The organism is Luteibacter sp. 1214 (genome assembly GCF_031455395.1).
In the GTDB taxonomy this organism is placed as follows: Bacteria; Pseudomonadota; Gammaproteobacteria; order Xanthomonadales; family Rhodanobacteraceae; genus Luteibacter; species Luteibacter mycovicinus.
In genome coordinates, this window is the sequence record NZ_JAVDSQ010000006.1 from 59,393 (window position 1) to 81,027 (window position 21,635).

Here is a 21,635-nt window from a genome sequence, read left to right on the forward strand (position 1 = left end):
GGGCACTTCAGCCCCCGTACCGGCTCGGCGAGATACCGACCACGCGCTTGAACGCGTGGCTGAAAGCGCTTTCGGAGGCGTAGCCCAGATCGCGTGCCAGCGCCGCGACCGGCACGCCGCCACGACGTAGCGCGTGCTCAGCCAGACGCATCCGCCAGCGGGTGAGGTAAGCGAGCGGCGCCACCCCCGCGACGGCCTTGAACTGCGTCGCGAAGACGGTTCGGGACATGGCGGCGGCCCGGGCCAGCTGGTCGAGGCGCCAGGCGCGGCCCGGCTCGCCGTGCATCATCTTCAACACAGGCCCAAGGCGAGGATCCGCGGCGGCGCGCAGCCAGCCCGCGGGCAATTCGCCGCCCTTGTCCAGATGAGAACGCAACACGTGGACGAACAGCAGATAGGCCAGCTGCGTCGTTACCATCCCTGAGCCCGGGCGGTCTACGTCGCATTCCTCGACCAGACGATCGAGCACCCAGCGCATGACCTGGGCCTCATCGGATTCGCCGCGGACGTGGATCAGGGGCGGGAACGCCTCGTTGAGCATAGACGCGTAGGCGGGATTGATCCGCACATGGCCACCGAGATGCAGAGTCACGTCCTGGCCGCCCTCGCGGGGACTCCCGCCCAGCGCCCGGATCTCAGGGCGCGTCATGCCGGCGAAGAGGGATGACGCCTCGATCGGCGGCTGATCCGGATCGCTGGCCATGATGAAGCCTCGTGCCGCCGTCAGGAGGACGACATCGCCCTCCTCCATCCGCAGCGCGGCCTCTTCGCCATCCATGCGCAGCCAGCAGGCGCCGTGGACGGCGGCGAAGAACTTGATGCGGTCCGGCGGGGGAAAACGGACCGCCCACGCGCCGCTGGCGGAGAATCCGCCCGACATCACGGATTCGACGTCGGCCAACCGAAGGACCTGGGAAATGGGGTCGTCGTTCATTCCCGAACGATTGAGCATGCATGAGGGATTTTCAAGCATTCATCGTTCGACTTCGTACCCCTATCTTTCCTGGGAGACCCCACAGGATCCCATCCCATGTCGACCCCGCAGAGCCCCATGGCTACTGGATTTACCGCCGCCTCCACCGCCGACGACGTGCTGGCCGGCATCGACCTCACCGGCAAGACCGCCATCGTCACCGGCGGCTACTCCGGCATAGGCACCGAGACCAGCCGGGCCCTCCGTGCCGCCGGCGCCCGCGTTATCGTCCCCGCACGGGACCTCGCCAAGGCACGAAAGGCACTGGACGGCCTGGACATCGTCATCGAACCCATGGACCTGGCCGATCCGGCGTCCATCGACGCTTTCGCCGCTCGCTTCGTCGCACGAGGCGAACCGCTGCATATCCTCATCGACAGCGCCGGCGTCATGGCCTGTCCACTGGAAAGGGATACGCGTGGCTACGAACGCCAGTTCGCGACCAATCACCTCGGTCATTTCCAGCTCGCCATGCGGCTATGGCCCGCACTCGCCGCGGCAGGCGGTGCGCGCGTGGTGTCACTGTCGTCTCGCGGCCATCGACTCGCGGGCGTCGATCTCGACGACCCGCACTTCGAGCGCCGCGCGTACGATCCGTGGATCGCCTACGGTCAGTCAAAGACCGCCAACGCACTATTTGCGGTTGCACTCGACGCCCGTGGTAAAGCACATGGCGTCCGCGCCTTCTCGGTGCATCCGGGGGCAATCGTCACCGATCTTGCGCGCTACATGAGCGAAGACGATCTCCGCGCCCGTGGCGCCATCGACGAGGAAGGCCGGCCGGTCGTGGACCTTGCACGTGGCATGAAAAGTGTGGCGCAGGGCGCGGCGACCAGCGTGTGGTGCGCGACGAGTCCGCAACTCGACGGCATGGGTGGCGTCTACTGCGAGGACGTCAATGTGTCGCCCGTCATGCCGCCCGTCGATGACGAACTCGCCCTGGGCTTCCAGGCGGTTGGCGTGCGTCCCTGGGCGGTCGATGTTGAAGCCGCCGAGCGACTGTGGACACTCAGCGAAACGCAGACGAACGTGAGATTCCCCTACTGACAGGGCATTCAGTTGCGCCGGTGACGATGAGATCGCCACCGGCATTCCCGAGCGCTTGTAAACCACCCCGCCCTTCATGACGAACGCCACGTTCGCCAGCGCGCCGATATCCGTCGTCGGGTCACCCTGTACCGCGATGATGTCGGCATCCAGGCCCGGCCTGAGCTGACCGATGCGATCCTGCTGACGAAGCACGTTCGCGTCGATAGCGGTGGCGGCCAGCAATGCCTTCGCAGGTGACATACCTTCGCGCACCATCCACTCCAGTTCCTTGTAGTTCTGCCCATGGGTGAAGACACCCACGTCGCTGCCATTACCTATCGTCACACCCGCATCCATCGCCAGCTTGAATGCCCTCGCCGCCCTCTGCATCGATTCCGTCGGCGGGCGGCCCGGCTTCCAGTCACCGAAATATTCCGACGTCGCGGCGCTGGCCTCGAGCGTCGGCATGAAGGCGACACCGTGCTTCTTCATCAGCGCGAAGACTTCGGGCGTGCCTTCGTAGCCGTGCTCGATCGTGTCGACGCCCGCCATGACGGAACGACGCATGCCTTCGGCTGTGGTCGAGTGGACGGCAACGGGCAGGCCCATGGCGTGAGCGGCATCCACGGCGGCCTTCAGCTCTTCTTCGGTGAACGTCGGCATCGAGCCCTTCGCCTTGCCGCAGTGATAGTCCGCGTAGAGCTTGATCCAGTCCGCTCCGTGGGCGGCCTGGTCGCGCACGGCATCGAGCATCTGCGCCGTGCCGCTGACCGGAATCGCGCCCTGCGGCAGGTCCATGTCGTCGCGGAAGCCCAGCGGGCCCGGGCCGTAGCAGTGCGCGGCGATCGTGGCTCGCGTGGCCACATACAGATGGGGGCCCGGGATAACGCCCTTATCGATCGCGTGCTGCACGTCGACATCGGCGTAGCCGGCGCCTTCGGTGCCGAGGTCTCGTAGCGCCGTGAAGCCGGCCATCAAGGTGTCGCGCGCGTGCTGCACAGCTTCGATCGTGCGGAAGGGCAAGGTTTCCTTGAGTACCTGGTCGTTCCAGGAGGTCTCGTTGTACGGGTGCAGGAAGATGTGCGAATGCGCGTCGATGAGTCCAGGCAAGAGCGTCGTCCCGGGCAGATCGATGGTCTGTGTGTCGGCGGGAACGGTGACGTCGTTGGGCGCGCCGACCGCCAGGATGCGCTCGCCCTGCACCAGCACGACCCAACCCGAATGAGTCTTCTCGCTGCGGGCGTCAAAGACGCGGTCAGCCTTAAGCAGCCACGTTGATTGCGGAGCGGCTTGCGCTGACGCTATTTTCTGCGCCACCGCACTGGTGGCGAGCAGCAAACCGAGCACACACGCGAGCCCTGCTCGCAACCCCACAGACCGTGCCATAGATATCCTCATGTGAATCGGTTACTCGCCAGGATGATAGGTGCGCTCGATGTGGCCTTGCAGATCCTCGGGCCAGAAATACACCTTACGCAGGTTGCCCGTGGTGTAACGCTCGGCCTCGTCATTGAAGTGCTTCGACCCAGGATCACCGCTCTCACCGCCCGCCGTGATCGCGCGGGCGCTCACTTTGTCACCGAACTCGACCACGGCGACAAAGCTATTGCCGCTGGTTCCGTAATAGCGTTTCGTACCCGGCCAGCGATGCGCGCCGAAGGAGGCGAGAGATCCCCAGCGCGACGAGGTGAATGGCACCGGGATGCTCGGTTTGCCGTCGTCGAAGCCCTGCTTGATCGCGCCGTCAACGCGCTGATAGCGGTTGATCTCGCCCCAGGGTACGCCCCAGCTACCGAAGTCCTTCTGCAGACGATCGACCGCTTCGGATAGCGCGGCGAGCCTCACGTCGGGCCCCGCCTTTCCCGCCATCCTGTCGTAAACGCTGAGCCCCTCTTCGGAGTCCAGTTTGCTCGCCTTGTCCCAGAGGATGTCGCCCCAGAACACCGCCAGTGACGTCGGCATCGACGTGACGCCCCAGCGGTAGTCCCAGGTACGCAGGAGGCCGATCGGCCCGGCCAGGGCCTTCTTACGCGGATCGCTCGACGGCAATGCGTCGTAATCGGCGATAAGGATCGGCAGCTGCCGGGCGAACGCCGGGAGATACGGGTCGAACGCCGCGTCGATCAACGACGCCTGGGTGAAATCGTGACGTCCCGTCAGCACGCGCGTCGCATGCAGGCCACGCGGATTCTCGCCAACCGCGTCCATGTAGCGCGGAAAGTCGGCCTGCTTCGGACTGTCGGGGCCCGCTGCTGAATACGGCCAGTCGTTGGTGTTGAAGATCCAGCCCGTCGGCGGGTCGAGCAGATGTGGCGCCTTGTCGAGCGGCAACAAGCTCTTCCAGTCCGTCGCCGGATCGCTGCCGTCGACCGGCTTCGAATAATCGAAGCGGTTGTCACGGTTCGGGATGAACTGCGGATGCAGGTACGCGATGTGGCCCTTATCGTCTGCGTAGATCGTGTTGTTCGACGAATTGGCCTTGAAGTCCGCGACTTTCATATACGCGGCGTAATCGTTGGCCTTGGTGCGAAGCCAACTCTGCTGCAGCGCTTCGAGCGGCTTGTTCATCAGCGCAAGCGCAATCCACTTATCGCCGTCGGCACGCACGATGGGGCCGTGGTGCGTGGCGTACACCGTGAAGGTACGCGCGGCGCGCGAGCCATCCGCCATGCGATACGGCACGACGACGTCGCGCGACGTGACCGGACGAAGCTCACTACCGTAGCGGTAGAAGGGCTTGCCGTCCCTTTGCACGATGGTCTCGGCGAATTCATCCACCACGTCGGCACCGGTCGACGTATGCATCCAGCCGATGTGCTTGTTAAAGCCCTGATAGATGAAGAACTGCCCCCAGGTCACCGCGCCATAGGCGTCGAGACCCTCGTCGCTGGACATCTGCAACTCGGAGCGGAAGAAAAACGAGGTATGCGGATTGATCAGCAGCAAGGCATGTCCGTTCGCCGTCAGTTTCGGCGCGATGGCGATGCCATTGGAGCCCGTGGGCTCCCACCAGCTGGAGGGTGGGGTGAACTGTGCCAGGGCGCCTTCCGGGTCGTTGTCATAGAAGGCCTGCAAGCCCTTCGTCGACGCACGCTCGATGTCGCCGCCGATGCTGCCTTCGCTGAAGCTCAGCGCCATCCAGGGTTCGAAATGCGTGATGACCCGCGGATGCACGTCCGGATGGGTGGCCAGGTAGTCGTTCAGTCCGTCCGCCCAGGCATTCATCAGCGACTTGAGCCAGTCGGGGCTGCGCGCATAGAGCGCCTTGAGATCGTTCGGGTCGACGAAGAGCTTCTGGCGCAGGTCCTGCCACAGAGCCGACTCTCCTTCCGCTTCGGCCAGTCGACCGAGCGAGACGAGATAGTTGGTCTCGACGCGGTTGAAGTCGTCCTCGGCCTGGGCATACGCCATGCCGAAAACGGCATCGGCATCTGTCTTGCCATGCACATGGGCGATGCCCCAGTCATCGCGCTGGATGGTGACCGCGCCCGCCTCGTGTTTCCAGCGAACCGCATCGTCGGCGGCCTGGACGGACGATACGGCCGTCAGCGCCAGAAGCAGGGGCAGACACAACGAGAGGCGACGTACGGACATGCATTCCCCTTGGCAACCATAAGAATATCTAATCAACATGATAACGGGATGGTCATTCCCATTATGGCGATGCGCTACTAGCTTCACACGGATATAAATCGAGGAAGCGCGCCATGTCGACCTATCCACGCAGTTTTTCCCATATCGGCCTCTCCGTCACCGATCTGGACGCCGCCGTCACCTTCTATACCGAGGTCATGGGCTGGTACCTCATCATGCCGCCGACCACGATCGAGGAAGACGACAGCGCCATCGGCGTGATGTGCACCGACGTATTCGGCGTCGGCTGGGGTTCGTTCCGCATCGCGCATATGTCCACGGGCGACCGCGTGGGCGTGGAGCTCTTTCAGTTCCGTAACGCGCAGCGCCCGGACAACAACTTCGAATACTGGAAGACCAGCGTCTTTCATTTCTGCGTACAGGATCCTGACGTCGAGGGTCTGGCGGCGAAGATCGTCGCCGCGGGCGGCAAGCAGCGCATGCCCGTGCGCGAATATTTTCCCGGCGAGAAGCCCTATCGCATGGTCTACATGGAAGACCCGTTCGGCAACATCCTCGAGATCTACAGCCACAGCTACGAGCTGACCTATTCCGCGGGTGCGTACGGCAAGGCAGCGGATGCATGAGCACGACGACGCTCTTCGACGCCTATGACCTCTCGGGCGTACCGCTGAAGAACCGCGCGGTCATGGCACCCATGACGCGTGCGCGCGCCCCGGGCTATGTGCCCACGGACGATACCGTGCGTTATTACCGCCAGCGCTCGGGAGCCGGCCTGATCGTCACCGAAGGCACGCCGATCTCGAGGGAAGGCAATGGCTTCGTCGACTGCCCGGGCCTGTGGAACGACGAGCAGGTGACGGCCTGGCGCAAGGTGACCGACGCGGTGCACGATCTCGTGGGCGTCATCTTCACGCAGATCTGGCACGTCGGACGCATGTCGCACACCTCGCTCCAGGAAAACGGTGCGGCACCGGTAAGTTCCACTAACCGTCCGGCCGCCGGTTGTTCGGCGTTCGGTTATGACGCGGACGGCAACCCGGCTTTCGTTGCCGCCAGTACGCCGCGCGCGCTTGGCACTGACGAAGTGCCGCGCGTGGTCGCCGATTTCGCGCGCGCGGCGACCAACGCCGTCGCCGCCGGCTTCGACGGCGTGGAAATCCACGGCGCCAACGGCTACCTCGTCGAGCAGTTCATCAACGGCGCCGTCAACGACCGCACCGATGCCTATGGCGGCGACACGGTCGAACACCGCGCACGCTTCGCACTCGATGTCGTGGATGCGTGCATCGCCGCCATCGGCGCCGCGAAGGTGGGCATTCGACTGTCGCCGTTCGGACGCCTGCATGACCTGGGCGACTTCGAAGGTGAAGAGGAGACCTTCCTCTATCTGGCACGTGAACTGGGCAAGCGCAACATCGCGTACGTCCACATCATGGATCAGGCCAGCCGTGGCGCACCCGCCATGCCGACTGGGTTCCTCGCGAGATTCCGGGCCGCCTATGGTGGAACGTTGATCCTTGCAGGCGGCCTCGACCTCGCGAAGGCCAACGCGATGATCGCGGGCGGGCTGATCGATCTGGCCGCCTTCGGCGCGCCGTATATCGCCAATCCCGACCTCGTCGATCGTTATCGTCATGGCTGGCCGGTGGCCAAGGCGGACCAGGCGACGTACTACGGCGGCGATGCGCGGGGTTATACGGACTACCCGTTCTACGGGGCCACAAACGCGGTCTAACGCACGAAGTAACCCGTGGCGGCCGGTAGAGCCGGTGGGAGCCAACCCTGTTACCGTGAGGCGTGGCTCAGTCGTTCGCGAGCGAGTGCCACGCCTTCGCGACTGAGATCACAATCGCGCATCCGTTGAATGATTCTGACGGAGGCATCGGCACTATCGAGGAAGACAAACCATTCCTGAAGCATGCTGTATAGCCCTTCGTCGACCCGAGCCAACATCGCACGCCACTCATCCCCAGGTCCAGCGCACAGCGCAAGAGTTTGGCTAAGTTGATCGAGGGAGTCCGCTAGCCCCGTTGCCATCATTCCCGGCGCTGCCTCCTCCTCAAGCTGAAAGCTCATCGAGCTTCTGTCAAAGCCCGTCACCATGAGCAGGGCGCTGTCTCGCATAGCACTACGGTCGCCTGCGCACTGGGCAAGCAATACCTGCTGGAAGAGCTCAAGAGCCTTACTCGCGAAGAGAATATCCACGCCTCTGGATCCGACAAGCGGACGGCCGCCGAAGAAAATTGTCGCGGTAGCGGTCTCACTTTTTTCGTTGAGCGCCGCTTCGAGGTCCGCCTCGATCGCCTCTATCCTGCATTTGTATTGCAAGATGGCTAGCGGGTCACGATAGGCGCGAGCAGACCGAAGCATGTCGCGTGCCGCTCCAAGGTCGGCGCGTAGCCACTCTATGTTTGAGAAGTTACTCACTATTTAATCCTTTCGTTGCTAAGGCGAGCTCACCAGAATCGACAAGATCGACCTGAAGCATGCCCTTCCATCGATTGCTTTCACGACGGTGTGAGAACAGTCCGTGCCAATAGGTTATCTGGCGCATGAGCCACAATGATCGTGAATCGAGGTCGATGCAATAGGCATCACATCGGAACATCAGCTTGGTCCGATGCGCCGCGAACAGGTCGCCGCGCTCATCCATCGCCGTCCACCAGGCTTCGTCTCGCCGGAGATGGCGCGGGCGACGCGCGAACGTGACGACATCGATGTCGCGCGGACAACGATTTTCGGTTCGCTCGACGTCTTCGACGAAGCTGCCGTCGAGCCACTGGAAACCGTCGACGATGCCGAAGCCTCGGAGGGCTTCGCGATAGCGCAAAAGGCCGTCGAATAGCTCTTTTCGGGCAGGAGACGTAGCCAGTCGCTCGTGAACTTCACGGAGGCTCACCGGATACGGAGAGCGCCCATCTATCGCCTGGGCGCTGCCTGTATAGGGCGGAAGGACGCCCGAGAAATCGAATGCCGGAATCATGGCCCCGCCGTCCGTGAAGTGATCGGCTGAGCATGCGTGTGAGTAAAGTTCTGAACGACCAGCGTCGGCCGATGCTGTGAGTAGGCTTTGCCCAGACCGGCGGCCCAGCTTGCTGCGCGGACAGCGCTGGTTTGCCCGATTCGCAGGTGTTTGCACGCCGACGCAGCGGTAAATTGTCGCTTTGGCACGGCAGAATGTAGCACCTCCAGCAGCTTCAGCACCTCTGCTACCTCGACCTCGGCAAGTTGACGACGTGGGCGTCGGGCTCGATGCACATCACGCTCGGCGATCGACCGGGGCCATGCTGCCGCTGGAATTGGACATCCACTTCATCGCACCCGGTCGGCCCGAGGCGGATGAACTTAAGCTCAGCGGCTATCTGGATACGTCGCGGGTGGCGCGCGAAGGACAAGCGGGACGCGTGAGCGGCCGATCCGGGTTCTACGCGATCGGGTCTCAGAAGGTTTTCCACGAGCCAGGAGACACACGCCGCGGGCTGACCATGGCGGCCGAGTGGATGTGGGCCGACCGCCATAGCGCCCGGATCACCCGCTGGTATTCGCTCGATGCGATGTATCGGGGCCCCTTCCCCGGCCTGCCGGCACGAGCCGGATGCGGTGGCTATCGGCGCGCAGCTGATGGCGACCTTCTGAGCGCCGATTGCTTCATGCCTGATGCGCCAGCGCGTAGTCGAAGGCCGCACTCACCGCCGCCACCTGGGCATCGTTGCACTGCTGAGGCGTCGCGCGCGGGCTGTCCGGATAGACCTCGGTGGTCGTGACATAGCGGGCGTTGGTGATGCCTGCGCAGAGCCCGAGTTTTTTGACGTCGTATTCGATCACGCCCGGTGCGACGACCGGCGAGCCGATGATTTCGCCCTGCGCATCGGCGGGTGCGATATGGGTGACCTTGGCGACCGCCTCGATGATGGCGTTCTGGAACGCCGGCTGCGGGTTGCCTGAATCGTCGACGAGGTAGAACCCGTCGGGGATCTCACCCGGCTCGTAATCGACGCCATCGCGCGCGGCCAGTGCCGGGCGGAATTCCGACTCGTCGGAGTCGGTGGTCTCGTGCAGATCGATGTGCACCAGCACGGCATCGACGAGCGGCGCCAGCAGTTCGACCAGCGCGGCCGACTCCGCCGCCGGGCTGTCGACGACGAAGTTGCGGTTGGGGTCGATCGCTTCCGGGTTCCAGCGCAGGATGCGCTCATAGGCCCACGGGCTCACGCAAGGCACGACCAGAAGGTTGGCATGACCGGCGTAATCGTCGCCATGCTCACGCACGAACTGCAGCGCGCCTTCGACGCCACTGGTCTCGTATCCGTGTACGCCACCGGTGACGAGCAAAACGGGAAGCTGGTCGTTCCAGCCACGGCTACGGATCGCCAGCAGCGGGTATTCGCCTTCCGCATACATGAGGCGGCCGTATTCGCTCACATCGAAACGTTCGCGCAGCGGCTCAATGGCACGCAGGACGTCGTCCGCATAGGTGCGCGTCTTCACCTGACGCGCGCGCCAGGCGGCAACGTCACATGCGTTCCAGGGCTGACCGGGCGTGCCGACGGGGTATGCAGGGGTATTCATGGTGGGGTGGCTCATTCGATGTTCTGCACCTGCTCACGCATCTGCTCGATCAACACCTTGAGCTCGACGGCGGCGTTCGTCGTACGCGAATCGACCGATTTCGACCCGAGCGTATTCGCTTCGCGGTTGAATTCCTGCATGAGGAAGTCGAGACGACGGCCGACCGGCTCCTTCAGCGCCAGCACGCGACGTGCCTCGGCGATATGGGTGGTCAGGCGATCCAGCTCTTCGTCCACGTCGACGCGGGTGATCTGCAGCACCAGTTCCTGCTCCAGACGGCCCGGCTCCACCGGCTGCCGGATGTCGGCAAGCCGCCCCTCGAGGCGGGCACGCAAGGCCGCCTGAATTTCGGGCAGCCAGACGCGGACGTCGGCCACGATCTTTTCGATGCCGTCCAGACGTTCTTTCAGCATCTCGCCCAGCTTCTGGCCTTCACGGGCGCGGGTGTCGTTGAGGGCAACCAGGGCTCGCTCGAGCACGTCCAGCAGGGCGACCTGCAGGGCATCGGCGTCGGTTTCCGGCTGCTGGAGCACGCCCGGGAAGCGGAGCAGTTCCGTGAACTCGATGGTCATCCGCGGGAAGCGCTGCTCGAAGTCCAGCGCCAGCTCGGACAGGCGCGCCAGCACCGCGCCGTTGACCTGCGGGCCTTCCGCCGCACCGGCCTCGGCGCGCAGGCGCACCGTGATATCGACCTTGCCACGGGACAGCCGGGCGCCGATCCGCTCGCGCAGGGCGCTCTCGAAGCCGCGCATGTCCTCGGGCAGCCGGGGGCTGATCTCGAGGTACCGGTGGTTCACGGTACGCAGCTCGCAGGTGAGCGTGCCGGACGGGCCGGCGCGCTCGGCGGAGGCGTAAGCGGTCATGCTGCGGATCATCGAAGGCTCGCTTGCGCTGGAGGAAAGGGCGCAATGGTAAACTGACCCACCGCCCGCGCCCAAATCAGGCCCTCCATGACTTTCTCCCGCCCGAGCGGACGCGCAGCCGACCAGCTGCGCCCCGTCACCATCGAACGCCACTACACCCGCCACGCCGAGGGCTCCGTCCTCGTGTCCTTTGGCGACACCAAGGTGCTGTGCACCGCGTCGATCGAAGAGCGCGTCCCACCCTGGCTGCGCGGCAAGGGCGAGGGCTGGGTCACCGCCGAGTACGGCATGCTGCCCCGCGCCACCACCGACCGCACGCAGCGCGAAGCCGCGCGCGGTGGCCAGGGCGGCCGCACCATGGAAATCCAGCGCCTGATCGGCCGCTCCCTGCGCGCCTGCGTCGACCGCGCCGCCCTCGGCGAACGCGTCATCACGCTGGACTGCGACGTGATCCAGGCCGACGGCGGCACGCGCACGGCCGCCATTACGGGTGCCTACGTAGCCCTGGTCGATGCGGTCGCGACACTGACGAAGCGCAATGCGATCAAGCGCAACCCGATTCTCGGCGCCATCGCCGCCGTGTCGGTAGGCGTTTACAACGGCGTGCCGGTGCTGGATCTCGACTACCCCGAAGACTCCAACTGCGATACCGACATGAACGTCGTCATGAACGACGGTGGCGGCTTTATCGAGGTGCAGGGTACGGCCGAGGGCCACGCGTTCCGCCGTGACGAGATGAACGCGCTGCTCGACCTGGCCGCCAAGGGCATCGACGAACTGGTGGCCGCGCAGCGCGCCGCACTGGAGACGGCCCCATGACCGAGGTCCGTGCCGCCACGGCCGCCGATCTCGACGCCATCGTCGCCATCCACCGCGCCGCCTTCGGGCGCGACGCGGAGGCGACACTGGTGCGCAAGCTGGTCGACGCCGGCCGCGCCACGGTGTCACTGGTCGCCGTCGATGACGAGGACACGGTGATCGGTCACGTGCTGCTGTCGCCGGTCTCGATCGAAGAAGGCGACGACGGGAAGTCGCTGGGCCTGGCCCCCGTCGCCGTGCACCCCGACCACCAGCGCCAGGGCATCGGCCATGCGCTGATCGAGGAAGGCATCGGCGCGTGCTTCGTGCAGGACGCGCGAGCGATATTCGTGCTGGGCTCGCCCGCGTATTACACGACGTTCGGCTTCGGCAAGGCGTCCGCGCATGGTCTGCACGATGCGTCCGAGGGCGGCAACGCGTTTCAGGTGCTGCCGCTGACGATCGAGGGACTGACCGGCTATCGCGGACGCGTGGACTACGCTCCCGAGTTCACGGCCGGAGACCTCTGACCCATGCGTTTCGTACTTGCATCCGGTAATGCCGGCAAGGTCGTGGAACTGGAACAGCTGCTCGCCGGCAGCGGTGTCGAACTGGTCGCGCAGACCAGCCTCGGTGTCAGCGACGCGGACGAGACCGGCCTGACCTTCGTCGAGAATGCGCTGATCAAGGCGCGCCACGCGGCGCGTATCACCGGACTGCCCGCGCTGGCCGACGATTCGGGCATCTGCGTCGACGCGCTGGACGGTGCCCCGGGCCTGTACGCCGCACGCTATGCCGGCACGCACGGCGACAGCGCCGCCAACAACGCGAAGCTGCTGCGCGAGCTCGACGGCGTGCCGTCCGACAAGCGCACGGCGTATTTCATCGCCGTGCTGGTGGTGCTGCGTCATGCGGACGACCCCGCGCCGCTGATCGCCGAAGGCCGCTGGTATGGGCGCATTCTCGAGGCGCCACGCGGTGAGGGCGGTTTCGGCTACGACCCGCTGTTCCTGCCCGACGGCTACGACGTCAGCGCGGCGGAACTTGATGTCGCCCTGAAGAATCGCCTCAGCCATCGCGGCCAGGCGCTGGACGTGCTGAAGGCGCGCTTCGCCGAGCTCGCATGACGCTGATCCCGCCGCCGCTGTCGCTTTACGTCCACATGCCGTGGTGCGTGCGCAAATGCCCGTACTGCGATTTCAACTCGCACGGCGTGCGCGGCACACCCGAGTACGCGACGTATGTCGACGTGCTGCTGGCCGACCTCGACGCGGATCTGCGTGACATGGGCGAGGCGCTGCACGGCCGGTCGATCGGCACGGTGTTCTTCGGCGGCGGCACCCCCAGCCTGTTCTCGCCCGAGCTGGTCGGACGGTTTCTGGACGGCGCCAAAGAACGCTTCGCGTTCGCGCACGACGCCGAGGTCACGCTGGAAACCAACCCGGGCACCGTCGAGCACGGCCGCTTCGACGGCTACCTCGCCGCGGGCGTGAACCGCATTTCCTTCGGCGTGCAGAGTTTCGACAACACCAAGCTGCACCGTCTGGGTCGCATCCACTCCGCGAGCGAGGCCGCCAACGCGGTGCGCAGCGCGCAGGACGCCGGACTGGACAATATCAACATCGACCTGATGTACGCCCTGCCCGAGCAGGACCTGGCGGGCGCGCTTGACGATGTCGACAAGGCCATCGCGCTGGCACCGACGCATATTTCGCACTATCAGCTGACGCTGGAGCCGAATACGGCGTTCGCCGCCAACCCGCCGCCGCTGCCCGATGACGATGCCGCCTGGGCGATCCAGGAAGCCTGCGAGGTTCGCCTCGCGGAGGGCGGCTACGGACAGTACGAAGTGTCGGCTTATGCGCAGGCTGGCCGCCGTTGCGCGCATAACCTGAACTACTGGCGCTTCGGCGACTACCTCGGCATCGGTGCCGGGGCACACGGCAAGATCAGCGACGCCAGCGGCGTGCGCCGTCGCTGGAAAACCCGCCTGCCTGCGGCCTATCTCGCGTCCGCAGGTCAGCCGGCGCGTATCGGTGGCGACGGCTACGTCGGTGCGGACGACCTGCCCTTCGAATACATGTTGAATGCGTTGCGCCTGATCGATGGCGTGCCCATGGCCGATTTCACGCAACGGACCGGGCTGCCGCCGGAGACGATCGCGCAGGGTCTCGCGCTCTGCCTCCGGCGCGGCTGGCTGGTGGACGACCCGTCGGTCCTGCGCACCACCGCGCTCGGCCAGCGCTTTCTCAACGATGTGATCGAAGCGTTCATGGCGTAACGGTTAGCGCCCGCCTACTCCATAAGTGGTAAGCCGTAAGCCCGCCATGGTTTCGCTGGCGTCGCACCCGCCCGCACACCTAAACTTCCTGCGAAGGTCGGGGAGGACCTTAAGTCATGACACCAGGCACGCCGCCGTACGGCCGGACGGGACCGCATCCCGTCGCCCTGTCGCCGCGCGCCGAGCGCGAAGCGCAGCAGGGTCTGTCGCTTTGCCTGACGTGGCTGGACATGCCCTTGCGGGAGTCGCTGCGCGATTTCGACCGGCGCCTGTTCGCGTCCGCCGAGAGCAGCCGCAACCATCTCGAGCAACAAGCGTGCTTCGAGAGCCGCACCATCGTCGAACGCGATGGCCCGGCGTTCCGTAACCGTTTCGCGGCCTGCCTGTCGGAGCGCTTCCGCCATCTGGGCGAGAGCGCGGAGCACAAACCGTCTCTGGCCGGTCAGCTGACCACGGGGCTCAGCCTCGTCGATCCCGAAGAGCAGGAAATCGAGGACGCACTGGCCAGCATGGCTGCCCGCGGTGAAGCGCGCAGCGCCAGCAGCCTGTTCGAACTGGGTTACCGCCTCGCGGTGCTGGCGGGAACCCCGCCATTGGAAGGCGAGGCGCTGCCCGCCGGGCCGCGCGCACTGGCCGCCGCACTGAACGCCGCGGTCAAGCCGATGCCGTTGACCACCGCCCATCGCCTCCTGCTGTTCCACGCGGTGGACGCACGCGTGCTGGCGCAGAGCGAATCGTTCTACGGAGCGCTCAACGAGCACTACCGTACACGTGGCATCCTGCCCGGATTCCGTGTCTACCCCAACGTGCGGGTCGCATCCACGCCGGCGACCGAGCGCCGGTCGAAACCCGGCGAGCCCGCGGCGGCAACCGCGACGACGCACGATGCATCCGCCGCGCCCACGGCGACCGCCGAGGGCCACATCGGAGTGCTCGAAAGTCTGCGCAACCTGCTGACCACGCGCGTGCAGACCGGACGTGGCGCCGGTTTCGCTCCAGGCCGTCTGGCCTCCGACGACGAACTGCAGACCGCGCTGTTCGCCCTGCAAGGTCACGTGAGTGACGTCACCGACGCGGCGCAGCGGGAAATCCGTAGCGCCCAGGCCTTGCGCGACGAACTGCTCACCCAGCTCAACCGCAGCCGGCCGGCCGGCTCCCCGCTTGCCGAGCTGTCGCAGGAACAGGGCGACACGGTGGAACTCACCGCCCTCCTCTTCCAGAACCTGGGCCAGCAGGTCGCCGCCGCCAGTCCGGCGCGCGCCGTCCTGGGTGGACTGCAGTGGCCCATGCTGCGTGCCGCCGTCAACGATCGCGGCTTCTTCGACCAGCCCGAACATCCGGCGCGCCAGCTGCTCGACACGGTGAGCGAGGCCGCACACCACTGGCTCGATCCGACGGAAGGCGAGCCGGATGCGGCACTGGTCGACCGCCTCGAGCGACTCGTCGTGGAAGCCAGCCACGCGCAGGTAATCGACCCCGCGTGGCGCGCGGACATCGAGCAGCAGATCGCCATGCTGGCACGCAAGGCGCATGTCGCCGAGCGCCGGCAGATCGAAGCGATGGAAGGTCGCGACCGTCTCGAGCGGGCGCGCCAGCGCGCCACCGAGATCATGGGTGAGCGCATGACCGGCGACGCGCCGCCACGCGGTGTCCTGCGCATCCTGCTGGAACGCACCTGGGCCGACGTACTCGCGCTGCACATCCTGCGTGGTGGCGAGAACGGTGAAGCCTTTCTTCACTGCCTCGGTGTCACCGATCAGTTGCTCGGACGCCGACCGATCGCCGATGTGCAGAAGCTGCGCGTCGAAGTCGAACGGGGACTGGAACATCTGGGCATGCATCCCGCGGAAGCGCGGCAGGTCGCTGGCGGACTGTTCGAGCCGTCGGGACGCGAAGCGACCGATGCCGATCTCACGCCGACCGACGTGGCCGTACGCCTGAAGCAGCGGCCGCGCCTTGGCGAAGGCACGGCGCACGGCGAACCGGTCCCCGCCGTCGAGCCGACGCCCATGGACGGCGCCGCGCGGCGCGTCTACGACGGTTTCGCCACGCTTCGCTTCGGTACCTGGTTCGAATTCACCCAGCCGGACGGCAGCCAGACCCGGCGCAAACTGGCGTGGTTCTCGCCAGCCACCGGCCGCTGCCTGTTCGTGAACCAGCGCGGCGGCCGTGCCGACGATATCGACCTTACCCGCCTGGCCCGCCTCGTCGCCACGAACGAAGCGCGTGAGTGGAGGGAGCAACGTGTGTCGCTGATCGATCGGGCCTGGCAGGCCATCGCGCGCAACCTGCGCCGCGACAGTGACGACACCCGGCGCAAGGCGGGCCACGCATGAACCGCGATTTCGAACAACGTCGCGCACCGCGCAAGCGAGCCACTTCACCCATACCGATCGTGGACGTCATGACCGAGCGCGTGATCGGCCAGCTCGGCAATCTCTCGGCCACGGGACTGATGCTGCTGGGCCCTCATGCGCCGCGCAGCGGTGCCGTCCACCAGGTGGCTTTCATGCTGCCGGGCGCCCAGCATGGCGAGCATCGCGTCGAGATCGGCCTCCAGGAACAGTGGCACGAACCGGCGGCCGCCGCCGGCCAGTTCTGGTCCGGCTACCGCATCGTGGCCGCGAGCGACGACGACGTCCGCGCCATCGACGAGTGGATCGGACCGCCACCGGACTGAACGGAGCCATTTGTCCATGCTTTACGACGCCCCGCGCGGAGAGTCAACATCGCTCCTTATGAGCGACGCCACCACGATCCTGGTCGATACCGAACTCGAACGCGACGATGCCGCGGCCGCCGCCGTCGAGCTGTATCGCCGCCTGGTCGGCGAAGGCAGTATCGCGCCGCTGCCATCGAACCCGTCCGACCCCTGTTTCCCCGTGCTCGACGATCCGCTGTTCGCCGAGAGCGGCGTGCGTGCGATCGGCCTGCATGCCAGCGGTCATCGCTGGCGTGAGGACGGCACGGGCGGCGCCGTACTGATCGACGGTGGCCGTGAGAATGGCATTTTCTGCCCCTATGACGGCAGCTTCTGCATCCGCTGCCCCGAATGCAATCAGCCGCTCGCGCCCGGCGACGATGGCAGCGAAGCCCTCGAGGAAGCCCTGGCGGTGTGGTGCGAAGCGCCCGATTCCGCCTACGTGGCCTGCCCCTCCTGCGCCAACTGGACCCCGCTGACCCAGTGGCGCTCCCCCGGTCACGACTTCGCGGTGGGCCATTTCGCCATCACCCTCTACGGCGCCCATGTGCGGTCCCTCACCGGCGCGGGCGCCGATCACGCGGCGACGCTGCTCCGCCACCGGCTCGGCGATCTGGCCAGCGACTACGCCGTGGTCTTCGCCCGGGGCTGATAGCGCTCCCCGGGGTTGGCTAGGTGCGCACGGAGGCGCACCATTGACGTTTGTCCCACTCCCCTTCCCCGGAGATCACGATGAACGACGCGCTTGCCGCGCTTTACCCCCAGCACCTCGCGACCCTGCGCGAGCGCACCGACACCGCCCTGGCGCGCGGCGGCTTCGAGCATCTGGTGGTGCCCGCCGGCCGGCCGATCACCAAGTTCCTGGACGACCAGGACTACCCGTTCATCGTCAATCCGCACTTCAAGCACTGGCTGCCACTGGTCGACGCGCCGGGTAGCTGGCTGGTCTACACCCCGGGCGAAAAACCGAAGCTGGTCTTCCTGCAGCCGCGTGACTACTGGCACGTGGTGCCCGAAGCGCCGACCGGTTACTGGGTCGACCACTTCGACATCGTCGTGGTGCGCAAGGCGGCCGACGCCATCGCCGAGCTGCCGGGACTCGCACGCAGCGCGGTGATCGGCGATCAGCATTGCGGCCTTCAGGACATCGTGGCGAACAACCCGCCCGAGGTCATCGACCACCTGCACTATCACCGTGCGTTCAAGACGCCGTATGAACTCGAACTCATGCGCGAGGCCAGCCGTCGGGGCACGCGTGGTCACCGCGCCGCCGAGCGTGCCTTCCGGGACGGAGCCAGCGAACTGGGCATCCATCAGGCCTATCTGGCCGCCGTCGGCCAGCTCGACGCGGAGCTGCCTTACGCCAGCATCGTCGGGCTCAATGAGCACGGCGCCGTCCTGCATTACACGAACTTCGACCGCAGCGCGCCGGCCGACAGCCGCTCGTTCCTGATCGACGCCGGTGCCAGCGCGTCCGGCTACGCCAGCGACATCACGCGCACGTATGCAGGCAAGAACGCGGGTGAATTCCAGGCACTGATCGATTCCGTCGATGCCGCCGAGCAATCGTTCGTCGCCAGGGTCCGTGCGGGGCAGAGCTATCCGGAGTTGCATGTCCATGCACACCACGTGCTCGCGGGCGTCTTGCGTGAGCACGGCTTCATTCGCATGAGCGCCGAGAGCGCGGTCGAATCGGGTGTATCGTCCGCCTTCTTCCCGCACGGGCTGGGTCACGGCATCGGCATGCAGGTGCACGACGTCGGCGGCTTCCAGGCGGCGGAGACGGGTGGCACGATCGCCAAGCCCGAAGGTCATCCGTACCTTCGTCTGACGCGCAAACTCGAAGCCGGGATGGTCGTCACCATCGAGCCGGGCATCTACTTCATCGACATGCTGCTGGCCGAACTGAAGGACAAGCCGTTCTCGGGCGACATCGACTGGACCAGGGTCGACGCCTTCCGCAAATACGGCGGCATCCGCATCGAAGACGACGTGGTCTGCACCGCGAGCGAGCCGGAAAACCTGACCCGCGACGCCTTCGCCCTCCTGTAGGAGCGCGCCTGCGCGCGACCGCACGACGGTCGCGCGCTACACCTTCAGATAGATCCCGCGCCGATCCATCCAGCGCACCACGCCCCACCAGATCGCCACGAACACCACACCCCACGCCGCCGACGGAACATACGGGCCGAACAGCGGCGTCATCCACGACGCAAAAACGATGCGGTACAGCGGCGCCGTGACACCCAGGGCGATCAGCAGGTAAACCATCAGCCCGGAACCCGCATAAGCCGCAATGGCGTTCTTGCCAAAGGCGCGACCCGGCAGGCGCCAGCCACGCTGATCCACCAGAACATGAGCCAGGGACAACAGTGCGAACGACACCCCGGCGGTCCACAGGACATAGCTCGGTGTCCACAGGTTCTTGTTGAACGGCCAGACCCCTTGCAGAAGCCAGCCCGCCGCAGCGAATACGACGGCGGCCACAAGCAGCTTTCGCAGCGCGCCCGTGCGCAACCACGCCCCGGCGCGCATGCCGATCAACGTGGTCGCCAGCGACGGAAGCGTCGCAAGCAAGCCCTCCGGATCGTGACCACGCCCCGTCGCGGGATCGATGACGTAAACGAAGGGTCCGAATACCATGCTGTCGACCTGACTCACCCAGTTGGTCCAGGGCGACATGCCACCAGTCAGCAACAGTCTCCCGTACAGAACGAGCAGTCCAACGCAGACGATGTCCCGAGTCACTGCCCGTGCGTAGATCGCTAGCAACGAAGCGAAAGCGAAACAGATACCGATCCGCTGCAGAACGCCCGGAAGACGCAGATGCGCCTCCGGAATGGCGAGCCACCCGATGAGGTTCAACGCCAGTCCCAGGCCGACGATACGCAGCGCACGGCGAAGGGCGGCATCGCGGATCGGCGCCTGCACGGCGCCAGCTTCGACACGCGGCACGATCGCCAGCGCGATCGATACGCCGACGATAAAGAGGAACAGTGGAAAGACCAGATCGGTGGGTGTGCAGCCGTTCCATTCGGCGTGCTCGAGCGGCCACCAGACGTGGCCCCAGTCGCCGGGGTCGTTAACCAGAAGCATGGCCGCGACGGTGAGGCCGCGAAGGACATCGACGGAACCATAGCGCACTGTGTTCTGCGTCATTCGGGGATACGCTTGCGCCTGTAGGAAAGCGGAAGGATAACCCCGACAGGGCACGAGCAGATCGTCTCCGTCGGCTCATGCCGATACCCCGGATTTCAACCGGGCTTTACACACTTTACCTGGTACGTGACCGACGGCGTCCACACGCCATCGAGATCCCGAGCCTCGACGGTGAATTCGACGGGCCCTTTCTCGTCGCCGCGCCAGCACAAATGATTGAAACGATAGGCGTCAGCTTCCTTCTTGCTGTGCACCATCTTAGCCTTGGTACGACACTTCACCTGCCCGCAATGAAGTTGCGTCGCCCTGATATCGACGGGGTAGACGGGATTCCCGGAAAGTGAAACAGACATCCAAGCATCCTTTCCAAGGTTTGCGGTAAAGGGGGGCTGCTCTTGGACCAGGAAAGGAGCGCACGACGCGCCATCCCGAAATAGCCGCAATCCTTTTGCAACGCCTCTCATTGAGAGCCTTTGAAAATCCCTTTCCTGCAGAAGCTTCGCATCGTTCGTATTGGTGTGGAAGCCTACTTCCACGATCATCGATGGAACCTTGGCGTATCGATTTTCACCTTTTGAAGGATCGCCCGTCGGCGCACGTGAGACCGAGTAGCTTGCGTATCGGGGGTCGGATCCTAACGATTCCTTCATACTGCAAAGCGTCAGTTCCGCTAGCTTTTGGTCCTTCTCTCGCCCGGGATGCACGATGACTCGGGTGCCCGTGGCGGATGGCGCGCTAGCGTTCGTATGGATATGGACCGCAGCGTCAGCACCAATGAAGTTGGCGTACAGTGGTCGACTTCTGATGTCTTGAAATCGCTCCCGCTGCGGATCTTTGTCTTCTGGACTCGTACCCCAGATTTCCGGATTCTCCGGCCTCCAGTTTTCGAGAAAGTACCTGGCAGCGACACTCCGCCATGGCAGACCGCTAGGTTCGTGCACCAAGCTGACTCGGCCACCACGAACCCTCACCGCCTCCACACCACTTGGCGCAACGAACTGAGCAAGGTACTCAGCAAAATCCTGAGTTATTTCGTCTTCGAGCACCCCATTTATGCGTTCGCGCTGCATGGTCCAGCCATATTTCCCATGAAGGTACGCACCATGACCCGCAGCGACTACTACCTTTGCGGCCTGATCAGCGTCGGCACGCTGCATTGTCTGGGATGGAGTGACGGTATTCGTGAGGGGGACGGCTTTATTGAACCAATAGTCCATATCTCGACCGCCAATTCTCCAGTCTACGAAAGTAAATCCAGGAATTTTATCAGTCAGGTCTTCGAGGCCGGTCCTTATCCAACCCTGCATGTCCTCGAGCTCCAATCCACCGACATAACGACCGAAGCTCTCATCAAGCTCGAGGATCACGGAGTTTGAAGAACGATCCAGGGAAGTCCGGATAGTCACAGGCCGGGTGACCTCTTCGAAAAACTCGCGGCTGTTGGCTATCTCGTTGACTCGCTCGCCTATGGCTTTCTCAAGCTGCTGCCACTGCACGTCGGTCAGCGGAGTTGTGGGTGGGATCTGGTCCTGGGCAAATGAGGGAGAAGCTACAAGCAATCCAGAAATCATGAATGCGCAAATAGCTTTCTCGCGGAGGGTCGAGCGGAAGGCCCAATAAAAGTGATGCATGTCGACATTCCTGGCAGGCCGCATATGCGGCCTG

Annotated in this window: 19 protein-coding genes and 1 pseudogene; 11 read left to right on the forward strand and 9 right to left on the reverse strand. The window is 65.0% G+C overall.

Annotated elements, in window-relative coordinates; all coding sequences use genetic code 11:
- Window positions 1-7 precede the first annotated feature (7 nt).
- A complete protein-coding gene (locus J2X57_RS14275) occupies window positions 8-934 on the reverse strand; it encodes an AraC family transcriptional regulator (RefSeq protein WP_309868155.1) in 927 nt (308 codons plus the stop codon).
- Window positions 935-1,051: 117 nt separating this feature from the next.
- Here J2X57_RS14275 and J2X57_RS14280 point away from each other — a divergent pair, with 117 nt between their 5' ends.
- Complete coding sequence (locus J2X57_RS14280) at window positions 1,052-2,020, forward strand: oxidoreductase (RefSeq protein ID WP_309868430.1); 969 nt, start codon at window positions 1,052-1,054, stop codon at window positions 2,018-2,020.
- Window positions 2,021-2,095: 75 nt separating this feature from the next.
- Here the strand turns inward: J2X57_RS14280 and J2X57_RS14285 are convergent.
- Window positions 2,096-3,400: pseudogene (locus J2X57_RS14285) on the reverse strand (amidohydrolase family protein); the annotation flags it as partial.
- 9 nt (window positions 3,401-3,409) lie between these two features.
- Entirely contained in the window at window positions 3,410-5,596 is a 2,187-nt protein-coding gene (locus J2X57_RS14290) for a penicillin acylase family protein (protein WP_309868157.1), read from the reverse strand.
- Window positions 5,597-5,709: 113 nt separating this feature from the next.
- Here J2X57_RS14290 and J2X57_RS14295 point away from each other — a divergent pair, with 113 nt between their 5' ends.
- Both J2X57_RS14295 and J2X57_RS14300 read left to right on the forward strand, forming a co-directional pair.
- Window positions 5,710-6,222, forward strand: a complete 513-nt coding sequence (locus J2X57_RS14295; protein WP_309868159.1) for a lactoylglutathione lyase family protein — start codon at window positions 5,710-5,712, stop codon at window positions 6,220-6,222.
- A complete protein-coding gene (locus tag J2X57_RS14300; protein ID WP_309868161.1) occupies window positions 6,219-7,334 on the forward strand; it encodes an alkene reductase in 1,116 nt (371 codons plus the stop codon). Before J2X57_RS14295 ends, J2X57_RS14300 begins: the two co-directional genes overlap by 4 nt.
- A gap of 50 nt (window positions 7,335-7,384) precedes the next feature.
- Here the strand turns inward: J2X57_RS14300 and J2X57_RS14305 are convergent, their stop codons facing one another.
- The 4 genes from J2X57_RS14305 to J2X57_RS14320 all read right to left on the reverse strand — a co-directional run bounded on the left by J2X57_RS14305 (window position 7,385) and on the right by J2X57_RS14320 (window position 11,043).
- Window positions 7,385-8,026, reverse strand: a complete 642-nt coding sequence (locus tag J2X57_RS14305; protein ID WP_036116232.1) for a hypothetical protein — start codon at window positions 8,024-8,026, stop codon at window positions 7,385-7,387.
- A complete protein-coding gene (locus tag J2X57_RS14310) occupies window positions 8,019-8,582 on the reverse strand; it encodes a hypothetical protein (RefSeq protein ID WP_156108807.1) in 564 nt (187 codons plus the stop codon). The genes J2X57_RS14305 and J2X57_RS14310 overlap by 8 nt, the downstream gene beginning before the upstream one ends.
- A 665-nt stretch (window positions 8,583-9,247) precedes the next feature.
- The gene (locus J2X57_RS14315) at window positions 9,248-10,168 is read right to left on the reverse strand and encodes a M14 family metallocarboxypeptidase (protein ID WP_309868165.1); all 921 of its coding nucleotides are present in this window, start codon (window positions 10,166-10,168) and stop codon (window positions 9,248-9,250) included.
- 11 nt (window positions 10,169-10,179) lie between these two features.
- On the reverse strand, window positions 10,180-11,043 hold the full coding sequence (locus J2X57_RS14320) for a YicC/YloC family endoribonuclease (protein WP_036116235.1): 864 nt from the start codon (window positions 11,041-11,043) through the stop codon (window positions 10,180-10,182).
- A gap of 75 nt (window positions 11,044-11,118) precedes the next feature.
- Between J2X57_RS14320 and rph the strand changes: the two genes are divergently transcribed.
- The 8 genes from rph (at window position 11,119) to pepQ (ending at window position 18,863) form a co-directional block, all read left to right on the forward strand.
- Window positions 11,119-11,850, forward strand: coding sequence for a ribonuclease PH (gene rph, locus J2X57_RS14325; protein WP_036116236.1), 732 nt, complete (start codon window positions 11,119-11,121; stop codon window positions 11,848-11,850).
- Complete coding sequence (locus J2X57_RS14330) at window positions 11,847-12,359, forward strand: N-acetyltransferase (RefSeq protein WP_036116239.1); 513 nt, start codon at window positions 11,847-11,849, stop codon at window positions 12,357-12,359. Before rph ends, J2X57_RS14330 begins: the two co-directional genes overlap by 4 nt.
- A 3-nt stretch (window positions 12,360-12,362) precedes the next feature.
- On the forward strand, window positions 12,363-12,956 hold the full coding sequence (rdgB, locus tag J2X57_RS14335) for an RdgB/HAM1 family non-canonical purine NTP pyrophosphatase (RefSeq protein WP_036116240.1): 594 nt from the start codon (window positions 12,363-12,365) through the stop codon (window positions 12,954-12,956).
- On the forward strand, window positions 12,953-14,110 hold the full coding sequence (gene hemW / locus J2X57_RS14340; RefSeq protein WP_036116242.1) for a radical SAM family heme chaperone HemW: 1,158 nt from the start codon (window positions 12,953-12,955) through the stop codon (window positions 14,108-14,110). The genes rdgB and hemW overlap by 4 nt, the downstream gene beginning before the upstream one ends.
- A 116-nt stretch (window positions 14,111-14,226) precedes the next feature.
- Entirely contained in the window at window positions 14,227-16,446 is a 2,220-nt protein-coding gene (locus J2X57_RS14345; protein ID WP_308852119.1) for a DUF1631 family protein, read from the forward strand.
- Window positions 16,443-16,790 carry a PilZ domain-containing protein gene (locus tag J2X57_RS14350; RefSeq protein WP_036116246.1) on the forward strand — a complete coding sequence of 116 codons (348 nt, stop codon included), beginning with the start codon at window positions 16,443-16,445 and terminating at the stop codon, window positions 16,788-16,790. Before J2X57_RS14345 ends, J2X57_RS14350 begins: the two co-directional genes overlap by 4 nt.
- A gap of 58 nt (window positions 16,791-16,848) precedes the next feature.
- Window positions 16,849-17,463, forward strand: coding sequence for a hypothetical protein (locus tag J2X57_RS14355; protein ID WP_309868170.1), 615 nt, complete (start codon window positions 16,849-16,851; stop codon window positions 17,461-17,463).
- An 80-nt stretch (window positions 17,464-17,543) separates the two neighbouring features.
- Complete coding sequence (pepQ, locus tag J2X57_RS14360) at window positions 17,544-18,863, forward strand: Xaa-Pro dipeptidase (protein WP_309868172.1); 1,320 nt, start codon at window positions 17,544-17,546, stop codon at window positions 18,861-18,863.
- A gap of 36 nt (window positions 18,864-18,899) precedes the next feature.
- On the opposite strand, the gene J2X57_RS14365 is transcribed toward pepQ, so the two are convergent.
- Together J2X57_RS14365 and J2X57_RS14370 are read right to left on the reverse strand one after the other, a co-directional pair.
- The gene (locus tag J2X57_RS14365) at window positions 18,900-19,970 is read right to left on the reverse strand and encodes a heparan-alpha-glucosaminide N-acetyltransferase domain-containing protein (protein ID WP_309868173.1); all 1,071 of its coding nucleotides are present in this window, start codon (window positions 19,968-19,970) and stop codon (window positions 18,900-18,902) included.
- A gap of 95 nt (window positions 19,971-20,065) precedes the next feature.
- Entirely contained in the window at window positions 20,066-21,601 is a 1,536-nt protein-coding gene (locus J2X57_RS14370; RefSeq protein ID WP_309868174.1) for an N-acetylmuramoyl-L-alanine amidase, read from the reverse strand.
- Window positions 21,602-21,635: the final 34 nt, after the last annotated feature.

Excerpts from the sequence above, each read along its gene's own strand:
- J2X57_RS14275 (WP_309868155.1), bottom strand. The coding sequence starts at position 934 with ATGAACGACGACCCCATTTCCCAGGTCCTTCGGTTGGCCGACGTCGAA.
- J2X57_RS14280 (WP_309868430.1), top strand. The coding sequence starts at position 1,052 with ATGGCTACTGGATTTACCGCCGCCTCCACCGCCGACGACGTGCTGGCC.
- J2X57_RS14290 (WP_309868157.1), bottom strand. The coding sequence starts at position 5,596 with ATGTCCGTACGTCGCCTCTCGTTGTGTCTGCCCCTGCTTCTGGCGCTG.
- J2X57_RS14295 (WP_309868159.1), top strand. The coding sequence starts at position 5,710 with ATGTCGACCTATCCACGCAGTTTTTCCCATATCGGCCTCTCCGTCACC.
- J2X57_RS14300 (WP_309868161.1), top strand. The coding sequence starts at position 6,219 with ATGAGCACGACGACGCTCTTCGACGCCTATGACCTCTCGGGCGTACCG.
- J2X57_RS14310 (WP_156108807.1), bottom strand. The coding sequence starts at position 8,582 with ATGATTCCGGCATTCGATTTCTCGGGCGTCCTTCCGCCCTATACAGGC.
- J2X57_RS14315 (WP_309868165.1), bottom strand. The coding sequence starts at position 10,168 with ATGAATACCCCTGCATACCCCGTCGGCACGCCCGGTCAGCCCTGGAAC.
- J2X57_RS14320 (WP_036116235.1), bottom strand. The coding sequence starts at position 11,043 with ATGATCCGCAGCATGACCGCTTACGCCTCCGCCGAGCGCGCCGGCCCG.
- rph (WP_036116236.1), top strand. The coding sequence starts at position 11,119 with ATGACTTTCTCCCGCCCGAGCGGACGCGCAGCCGACCAGCTGCGCCCC.
- J2X57_RS14330 (WP_036116239.1), top strand. The coding sequence starts at position 11,847 with ATGACCGAGGTCCGTGCCGCCACGGCCGCCGATCTCGACGCCATCGTC.
- rdgB (WP_036116240.1), top strand. The coding sequence starts at position 12,363 with ATGCGTTTCGTACTTGCATCCGGTAATGCCGGCAAGGTCGTGGAACTG.
- hemW (WP_036116242.1), top strand. The coding sequence starts at position 12,953 with ATGACGCTGATCCCGCCGCCGCTGTCGCTTTACGTCCACATGCCGTGG.
- J2X57_RS14345 (WP_308852119.1), top strand. The coding sequence starts at position 14,227 with ATGACACCAGGCACGCCGCCGTACGGCCGGACGGGACCGCATCCCGTC.
- J2X57_RS14350 (WP_036116246.1), top strand. The coding sequence starts at position 16,443 with ATGAACCGCGATTTCGAACAACGTCGCGCACCGCGCAAGCGAGCCACT.
- J2X57_RS14355 (WP_309868170.1), top strand. The coding sequence starts at position 16,849 with ATGAGCGACGCCACCACGATCCTGGTCGATACCGAACTCGAACGCGAC.
- pepQ (WP_309868172.1), top strand. The coding sequence starts at position 17,544 with ATGAACGACGCGCTTGCCGCGCTTTACCCCCAGCACCTCGCGACCCTG.
- J2X57_RS14365 (WP_309868173.1), bottom strand. The coding sequence starts at position 19,970 with ATGACGCAGAACACAGTGCGCTATGGTTCCGTCGATGTCCTTCGCGGC.
- J2X57_RS14370 (WP_309868174.1), bottom strand. The coding sequence starts at position 21,601 with ATGCATCACTTTTATTGGGCCTTCCGCTCGACCCTCCGCGAGAAAGCT.